This window comes from uncultured Polaribacter sp. (assembly GCF_947503855.1).
Taxonomy (GTDB): Bacteria; Bacteroidota; Bacteroidia; order Flavobacteriales; family Flavobacteriaceae; genus Polaribacter.
The window spans coordinates 232,410-238,803 of the sequence record NZ_CANNFF010000004.1; the positions used below are offsets into that span (position 1 = coordinate 232,410).

At 29.2% G+C, this 6,394-nt stretch carries 9 protein-coding genes; 6 read left to right on the forward strand and 3 right to left on the reverse strand.

Annotated features, from left to right (window positions below; genetic code table 11):
* Nucleotides 1–22 precede the first annotated feature (22 nt).
* On the forward strand, nt 23–799 hold the full coding sequence (locus Q0662_RS05010) for an alpha/beta fold hydrolase (protein WP_298947784.1): 777 nt from the start codon (nt 23–25) through the stop codon (nt 797–799).
* A 7-nt stretch (nt 800–806) separates the two neighbouring features.
* Here the strand turns inward: Q0662_RS05010 and Q0662_RS05015 are convergent, their stop codons facing one another.
* A complete protein-coding gene (locus tag Q0662_RS05015; RefSeq protein WP_298947786.1) occupies nt 807–1,043 on the reverse strand; it encodes a hypothetical protein in 237 nt (78 codons plus the stop codon).
* Nucleotides 1,036–1,659 (reverse strand): thiamine diphosphokinase, encoded by a 624-nt coding sequence (locus Q0662_RS05020; RefSeq protein WP_298947789.1) that lies wholly within the window; start codon nt 1,657–1,659, stop codon nt 1,036–1,038. The genes Q0662_RS05015 and Q0662_RS05020 overlap by 8 nt, the downstream gene beginning before the upstream one ends.
* 59 nt (nt 1,660–1,718) lie before the next feature.
* On the opposite strand from Q0662_RS05020, the gene Q0662_RS05025 reads away from it, so the two are divergent.
* From Q0662_RS05025 to Q0662_RS05045, 5 genes are all read left to right on the forward strand, one after another.
* A complete protein-coding gene (locus Q0662_RS05025; RefSeq protein WP_298947792.1) occupies nt 1,719–2,819 on the forward strand; it encodes a diphosphomevalonate decarboxylase in 1,101 nt (366 codons plus the stop codon).
* A 23-nt stretch (nt 2,820–2,842) separates the two neighbouring features.
* The gene (locus Q0662_RS05030) at nt 2,843–3,247 is read left to right on the forward strand and encodes a hypothetical protein (protein WP_298947794.1); all 405 of its coding nucleotides are present in this window, start codon (nt 2,843–2,845) and stop codon (nt 3,245–3,247) included.
* A gap of 61 nt (nt 3,248–3,308) precedes the next feature.
* On the forward strand, nt 3,309–4,235 hold the full coding sequence (locus tag Q0662_RS05035) for a mevalonate kinase (protein ID WP_298947796.1): 927 nt from the start codon (nt 3,309–3,311) through the stop codon (nt 4,233–4,235).
* Between the two features lie 8 nt (nt 4,236–4,243).
* Complete coding sequence (locus tag Q0662_RS05040; protein WP_298947798.1) at nt 4,244–5,161, forward strand: geranylgeranylglycerol-phosphate geranylgeranyltransferase; 918 nt, start codon at nt 4,244–4,246, stop codon at nt 5,159–5,161.
* A 38-nt stretch (nt 5,162–5,199) separates the two neighbouring features.
* Nucleotides 5,200–6,033, forward strand: coding sequence for a pseudouridine synthase (locus Q0662_RS05045; protein WP_298947800.1), 834 nt, complete (start codon nt 5,200–5,202; stop codon nt 6,031–6,033).
* Nucleotides 6,034–6,047: 14 nt separating this feature from the next.
* On the opposite strand, the gene Q0662_RS05050 is transcribed toward Q0662_RS05045, so the two are convergent.
* Nucleotides 6,048–6,394: transposase (locus Q0662_RS05050; RefSeq protein ID WP_298947802.1), on the reverse strand; the 347-nt coding region annotated here is incomplete at its 5' end.

Sequence of the window (6,394 nt, forward strand, 5' to 3'; positions counted from 1 at the left end):
ATCAAACAAACCAATTATATACATGCTTAAAAACCCAATTTTACACTCCACAATAAAAGGAGAAGGAAACCCCTTATTAATTTTACACGGGTATTTTGGAATGTCTGATAACTGGAAAACGTTAGGGAATCAGTTTTCTAAAGATTTTCAAGTTCATTTAATTGATCAAAGAAATCATGGTAGAAGTTTTCATAAAGATGCGTTTAATTATCAGGTTTTAGTAGAAGATTTATATAATTATATAAAACATCATCAGTTAGAAAATATTTATTTGATTGGGCATTCTATGGGAGGTAAAACAGCGATGCTGTTTGCGGTAACCTATCCAGAATTAGTTCATAAATTAGTGGTTGTAGATATTTCTCCAAGAGAATACCAACCTCATCATAATGCTATTTTGGCGGCTTTAAATTCAGTAGATTTCTCTATACAAAACACCAGAGGTAAAGTAGATGAAAAATTAAAAGGGTTTATTCCAGAACCAGGTGTTAGACAGTTTTTACTAAAAAATGTTTATTGGAAAGAAAAAGGGCAATTGGCTTACAGGTTTCATTTAAAATCGTTAACAGAAAACAACCCAGAAATAGGAGAGGCTTTACCTTCTTTTACCATTTTTGATAAAAAAACCTTATTCTTAAAAGGAGCTAAATCTGATTACATCACAGAAAAAGAAAAACCAAATATAGAGGCTCATTTTCCAAATTCTAAAATAATTACCATACAAAATGCAGGCCATTGGTTGCATGCAGAAAATCCAAAGCAATTTTACAATGAGGTTTGTTCGTTTTTAAATTTGTAAAATTTAATTATGCTACTACTTCTCCACGATGTGGTTTTAAAGCATCTCTAAATATTTTCATATTTGTTTCATCAACATTTATAAAAGCAGCACATAACATGGGGTTAACCTCTTTGATATCTATAGTGTAATAAGGTAAGCTTTCTGCAGTTGCAAATTCTTTTAAGTGTTTGGTATGATGTATGGCAGTTTCTTTTGCATCTTCGCCTCTAAAATCCCATATAAGTTTTATTTTTCTACTCATTTTTGTTTTTTTTATGATTGATGAAAACACATAAATCCCCTTTTTTAAAGTTAATTTTCACAATATTTTCTATCGCTTTATTTCTAGTGCCAATACTTTTTCCAAAGGTTAAATCTGTATTTTTTAAAGGATATTGTAAACCTTTAGAAGTGATGCTTTTTGCCTTTGGTAAAGGAATTAAAGACACAGTGTTGTGTAAACAACCTATAATTTCTGTTTTTTTATCAGCTAAAAAATACCAGCCATAATTATCAAAAAAAGTAATTTTCAAGTCTTTTTTCCAGCGAACTGCCGTGTGTAAATTTCCTAAAAAATGATCTTGTTCTTTGCCACTTGCACCAAAAACATCAATATTATAAAATCCTTTGTGAAACAAAATTTTTAGAATTTTATCAAAATCTGTAAAATCTTGGTTGGGTGTTTTAATAACTTCAATCTCTTTTGGTATGTCTGCTAAAGAATCAAAATCGCCACTAATAAAATGAGGTGTAATTTTACGATCTTTTAAAAATTGATACGCGCCATCTGTAGCGCAAATAAGACTATACGCATTAAAATTGGGTAGTTTTTTAGGTTTTTCGCCGTTTAATAATAAAAAAACTTTGTTGTTTTTCATAAAAACAAAAGTAGTTTGTTTTTTATAAATAGTTTTATCTTTGACACAAATTATACAGTTTGAGTACAAAACAATTTATTGCAGAAATTTCTTCAAAAAAAATAGAAAAAGCCACGTTTACATGGCAAACACCTAGCAATATTGCTTTGGTAAAATATTGGGGTAAAACCAATCCGCAAATACCTAAAAATGCGTCTATAAGTTTTACGTTAAATAATTGTAATACCAAAACTACAATTGAATTTACCCATAAACAAAATTCTAATAATGTTTCAGAATTAGAGAATAAAGTAGATTTTGATTTGTTTTTTGAAGGAAAAAAGAAGGAGGAATTCAAACCAAAAATTGCAGAATTTTTTAAAAGAGTACAACTATATTGTCCTTATATTTTTGATTATCAAATGATAATCCATTCAGAAAATTCTTTTCCACATTCAAGCGGAATTGCCTCTTCTGCAAGTGGTTTAAGTGCTATAGCTATGTGTTTAATGAGTTTAGAAAGTAAATTAAATACCAGTTTAACTAAAGAATTTATCAATAAAAAAGCTTCTTTTTTAGCAAGATTAGGTTCTGGAAGCGCAAGTAGAAGTGTAGAAGGGCCTTTAGTTGTTTGGGGTAATCACCCAGAAATAGAAGGAAGTTCAGATTTGTTTGGTATAAAATTTCCACACAAAGTACATTCTGCTTTTCAGAATTATCAAGATACAATTTTGCTGGTAGACAAAGGTGAAAAACAAGTTTCTAGTACTCTAGGCCATAATTTAATGCAAAACCATCCCTTTGCAGAAAATCGATTTGCACAGGCTAACGAAAACTTAGGTAAACTCTCTAAAATTCTTCAAAACGGAAATATTAAAGCGTTTGTAAATTTGGTAGAAAGTGAAGCATTAACCTTGCATGCAATGATGTTAACGAGTCAACCGTATTTTATTTTGATGAAACCAAATACGTTAGAAATTATTAATAAAATTTGGGAATATCGTCAAGAAAACAACAGTAATGTTTGTTTTACGCTAGATGCAGGTGCAAATGTACATGTGCTGTATCCGTTTTCAGAAAAAGAAAGTGTGCAACAATTTATAGATAAGAAGTTGTATAAGTATTGTCAGAAAAAACAGTATATTTACGACAGTGTTGGATTAGGTGCTAAATCACTTTAAAACAAGAGAGTTTATATTTTTTTATGAAAATAGTAGTAGCAATTGGTTTTTTTATTTGTGCTTTTTATAGCATAGAAACTGTTGCGCAAAAAAAAATATATTTTGATGCAAATTGGAATAGAACCACACAACAAAAAGCATCTTATTACAGGTCTTTAGACAACGCTAACAAAGAAAAAAAGTTAGTGATAGATTATTTTATAACAGGTAAAAAAGTAAGAGAAGTTTTTTACGACAATGGTAGACCAGATGGTAAATTCTCTGAATTTTACAGTTCTGGTGAATTAAAAACTACAGGAACATATAAAAAAGGTCTTAAAGCAGGTATGTGGAAAACCTACTACAAAAATGGCAAAATAAAAGAAAAAGGCAGTTTTAAAAAAGGCAAAAAAGTTGGGGTTTGGAAAATCTACTATAAAAACGATTAAGTTGGTGTAAGTTTTCGTTAAAATTATAATTCGTAATTTTGTAATACTATAAAAAGAAAAAATGAAAGGACCATTATTTTATGCTAAGATTCTTCTTTTTGGAGAATATGGAATTATAAAAGATTCTAAGGGTTTGGCGATACCTTTTAACGCATACAGAGGTGCTTTAAAAACATCTCATAAACTTACAGGTAAAGCAAAAGTTTCTAACGAAAATTTACAGCTTTTTTACACCTACTTAAAAGGTTTAAAAACAGACTTGGTTTCTTTTAATTTAAAAGACTTTAAAAAAGATATAGATAACGGTATGTATTTTGATTCTTCCATACCACAAGGCTATGGTGTTGGAAGTTCTGGGGCTTTAGTAGCTTCTATTTATGATAAATATGCTGCTGATAAAATTACAGTTTTAGAAAATTTAACAAGAGATAAATTGTTAAATTTAAAACAGATTTTTTCTTTAATGGAGTCCTTTTTTCATGGAAATAGCTCTGGTTTAGACCCTTTAAACAGTTATTTAAGTCTGCCCATTTTAATCAACTCTAAAGAAAATATAGAGCCAGCCGGAATCCCTTCACAAAAAGAAGGTAAAGGAGCCGTATTCTTATTAGATTCAGAGCAAATTGGAGAAACTGCACCTATGGTAAACATCTTTATGAATAAGATGAAAAACGAAGGATTTAGAAAAATGATTAGCGAAGAATTTGCAAAAACTACAGATGCTTGTATAGAAGACTTTTTACATGGAAATGTAAAATCTTTATTTGGCAATGTAAAATCTTTATCTAAAATTGTGTTAAAAAACTTTAAACCAATGATACCAGCTGCTTTTCATAAAGTTTGGGAAAAAGGTATTGCCACCAACGATTACTACCTAAAACTTTGTGGTTCTGGTGGTGGAGGTTATATTTTAGGTTTTACTGAAGACTATGCAAAAGCTCAAAAAAGTTTAAAAGATTATAAGCTAGAACTAGTTTACAGATTTTAAATTACTTTATGAGTTCTCTAAAACTTAAACGACTAATAATTAAAATTTTTAGTTTATTTTCTACAGTAAGAGCTTACAATATATTGGTATTAGTAGCGGCTCAATATTTAGCAGCAATTTTTATTTTTTCGCCAACAAAATCTCTAAGCGATGTAGTTTTTAATTTACACTTACTTTATTTAGTGTTAGCCTGTGTTTTTGTGATTTCAGGAGGTTATATTGTCAATAATTTTTATGATGTAAAAGTAGACAAAATTAATAGACCTCTAAAAACAGGTTTAGACAATTATGTGAAACAAGAAACCAAATTAAAACTCTATTTTTTACTTAATTTTATTGGTTTTTTTTTCGGTATTTTAATTTCTTTTAGGGCTGCTGTGTTTTTTGCATTTTATATATTTTCAATTTGGTTATACTCTCATAAACTAAAAAAGTATCCTTTTATTGGGGTTATTTCTGCCACAATTTTAACAGTATTGCCTTTTTTTGCTGTATTTGTCTATTTTGGTAATTTTTCTAAAATAATTTTTGTGCATGCAAGTTTTTTATTTTTAGTAATTATGGTGCGCGAATTAATTAAAGATTTACAAAATATAAAAGGTGCCATTGCAAATAACTATCAAACATTTCCAGTGGTTTATGGCGAAAAAAAAACCAAGCAACTTTCTATAATATTACTTGTTTTAACTGTTTTTCCAATAGCAATTTTGTTTAGCTACCCTGGTTTAAACTATATGAGATATTATTTTTATTTTGCATTATTTATACTAATTTTTGTGGGCTTTTATTTATGGAAATCGGTCTCTAGCAATCAGTACAGACGATTGCATAACACCCTAAAAATATTACTCTTAATTGGCGTTTTATGTTTGATATTTATAGATACTTCTTTATTAATAGATAAAGTAATCAATAGATTGAATTAGTATCTAATAATATAACTACCTTTGCAAAAATATTTATAATGAAATCAAATAAAAACTCGTCGAGAGGACGACAAGAAGGTAAAAGTAAAGCTCCTCTAAATAGAAAACCCACAAAAAAAACGTATTCTAAAATTAAAAACACTCCAAAATCTGATGAATCATCAGGAATACGTTTAAACAAATACATTGCCAATTCAGGAATCTGTTCAAGAAGAGAAGCCGATACGTATATAGAACATGGAAGTGTTCAGGTAAATGGTAAACTAGTTACAGAAATGGGCTACAAAGTACAACCTACAGATGTTGTTCAGTTTGATGGTACTAGTATTTCTCCAGAAGAAAAAAGATATATTTTATTAAATAAACCCAAAAACTATATTACTACGATGGATGACGATCGTGGTAGAAAAACGGTTATGGAACTAGTGGCAAACGCATCTAAAGAAAGAATTTACCCTGTTGGTCGTTTAGATAGAAATACAACAGGTTTGTTATTGTTTACAAACGATGGCGATTTGGCAAAAAAATTAACGCATCCAAAACACAATGTGCGTAAGTTATATCATGCTTCTTTAGATAGAAAACTAGATTTAAAAGATTTAGAAAAATTACGGGGCGATGTAATTATTGAAGGTAGAAAAGTATTTATTGATGCTATTTCTTATGTGGATGGTCAACCAAAAAGTGAAGTTGGTATAGAAATACATTCTGGTAGAAACAGAATTGTACGTAAAATATTTGAACATGTTGGTTACAAAGTAAACAAATTAGATAGGGTTATTTTTGCTGAATTAACAAAGAAAAACCTACCAAGAGGAAGATGGAGAGCACTTACAAATTTAGAAATTGCCAATCTTCAAAAAATGAAATAATAACCTGAGTTCGATTAATAAAATGCAAGTTGATTTGTTTTGACTGTCTGGTATTTTATGGACGGCTTTTTAGGTAAAAAGCTATAGGCAATAAGCCCTGCAACAATATTAGACAAGAAATTAGTAAAGCTTCTATGTCTAGAATGTTCAATTTGACAGATGTTTTTAAGTTCGTCATTTACAGTTTCTATAACAGAGCGTTTGCGAAGTAAAATTTTATCACTCATTGTCATTAAAGAATTCTTCATATTATTTTTAATATGCGTAATTAAATGCAATCCATCAGTAAAAAGAATCTGCAGTAAATCTTTACCTATATAGCCTTTATCGGCGTATAGTTTTCCATAGATTTTATTTAGAA